Raw genomic sequence first — 2,147 nt, 5'->3', positions numbered from 1 at the left:
TCCCTGCACCGCCAGCGCTGCTAGGTCCTCTGCCTCCGGCAGCGTCACCGTCGGGAAGTACAGCATGCACAGGGTGTCCAGCAGGCCGGCCTCGGGAACGACCCAGGCGCCCTTGGCCTTCGTCCGCGGGATCGCGTTGACGAGTCCCTGCACGGTGGAGATGAAACCACTGTCTGTGGTGAATCCGTGTCGGTCGAGGAATCGTTTGGCGGCCGGCATCCCGTCGACGTCGGCGATGTACATGGCGGTGTCGACGGCATCGATTGTGTACTCGAAGTTCGCGGCTTCCGGCCGCACCCCGGGAAGCTCGCTGTCAGCATCGCGCCGTAGCCTCTCGCTCGGCTCAAGCAGGATGACGCTACCGGTCTTCTTCTTCACGATCTTGGCGCGCTCAAGATGGTCCACATCCACCCCACCGACGGCGAGCGCCAGCAGGCGTGCAGTGTCGTACGGGAACTCGCGGGCTCCGAAGATGTCCCACGACAGAAGCACGAAGTCGGTCATGTCGTCGACGTGCGCAGCCTTGCCGACTAGCCGGGCCCGGCGGAGCTGGACGACCTCCTCACGAGCGAGGTCAAGAGCATCCTCTGGGCGCAGCAACTGGTCCTTCCCGTCCGCGTTAGGGACTGACGAGTACACAGGCCAGCTCTGTGAGATGACAGACAGGGTCGGGCCATAGGTGGACAGCAGCAAGTCCACACCGTCGATCCCGTCGTGCTGAAACCGCTGCGCTGCCGCTCGGGCGGCGTCACGGATGTCCTGTTCGATGTCGTCGAGGTACACCCGCACCGATCCTTCAGCTGCATCGCGCTTGCGGCACACCAACATGATCGTCGACGCCGCCGAGTTCTTATTCGCCTGGTGCAGCGACTGTTCGGACTCGGTGTTGACCGGCCACGAGGTCTCGATAGTGAACCCAGCCTCCAGCAAGCCCATGCCGAGGGTGTCCCATGCGCCAGCACGCTTGTGGGTGAACATAACCGACAAGACACCGTCATCGCGGAGTACTCGGCTTGCTTCGGTGAAGATCGCAGTCATCTTGGTCTGATAGTCGAGATCGGCGAGATCTTTCTTTCGCTTACCCATAGGGAGGAACCGAGCAACGTTGGCGACAGCCTCGTTTTCCTTGTCGGTCAGATTAGCGTCGAAATAGTCCGGCACGATGCGACCGAAAGTCCGCTTCTCCCATACATAGAAAAAGTCGGCGAGCTCCGCGTACATAACATTGTCGTAGTACGGCGGATCCATACAGATATGGGCTACGGACCGATCTTCGACGAAGCGAAGATCGGCGCCGCTGCCGCGGTACACAGTCACGTCACGTTTGAGTGGGGGCTCGCCCGCCATGCCTGGAGCCCCAGTCTCGTCAAGGAGTCGTGCGATCTCGCCATAAGCGTCTGTCAGCTGATCCAAGCTCCACGAGAACAACGCGGTCGCACCCTCGAACTCAGCGAAGGCCCACTTAAACGAGAAGTTATGTTTCTCGAAGGTATTGCGTAACTTCTGTCGAGACACGTCCCACGTCGATGATCGGGAGTTCCAGTTCAGAGCCTTTCCCTGCATGAGAGCCAGCTCGAACAGGACATCTCCCGCTCGTTCACCAAGGTCTTCTTCCACCTCAGGAATGAGCTTCGCGAACTCCATGGAAAACGTGCCGTGTACCAGAGCCTGTCGTGGGGTAAACATATCCAGCCATGTATATCGGCCGTACAGCCGATGCCCACGTTCGTAGTTCGACTCATCCGGGATGTCTTCCGACGGGAGTATCCCCTGCGCCTGCCATACATCCTTGACCTCCTCGAACCGTGCCTCAGCGGCTTTAAGGGCCGCGAGGTCATCGTCGGAAGGGGCCCTGAAGGTTCGTTCCCCGGATGCGGTGCGGATCGCTACTGCGTAGAGGATCTGCGACATACGACCAGCCTGCGCTTCAGCCTTAATGTAGTCGCCATCGATGACGAGATCGTCGTAAGGTGAAATCGCCTTCCCTCCAGCCGAAGTCCCCTTCGCCGCGTCAGTTGTGTCGACGTCGCGACCTAGAACGACTTCGAACCGCGGTTCGTCCAACGGGATGCCGTCGATCTCAATAAGCATCCGCACTGCGGCTTCTTTGCCTTTGGTCTTGCGTAGCCACTTGTCCGGCAGCGTCG

Annotated in this window: 1 protein-coding gene; it reads right to left on the bottom strand. The window is 60.2% G+C overall.

The window, feature by feature from the left end; translation table 11 throughout:
• Positions 1-2,147, bottom strand: a 2,147-nt coding sequence (locus tag WAW17_RS17340) for a DUF1156 domain-containing protein (RefSeq protein ID WP_422334173.1), incomplete at both ends; no start/stop codon positions are given.

The organism is Rhodococcus sp. (in: high G+C Gram-positive bacteria) (assembly GCF_049286785.1).
In the GTDB taxonomy this organism is placed as follows: Bacteria; Actinomycetota; Actinomycetes; order Mycobacteriales; family Mycobacteriaceae; genus Rhodococcus_F.
Note: the sequence above shows the minus strand (reverse complement) of the source record. Positions and strands in the feature narration are given on the sequence as shown.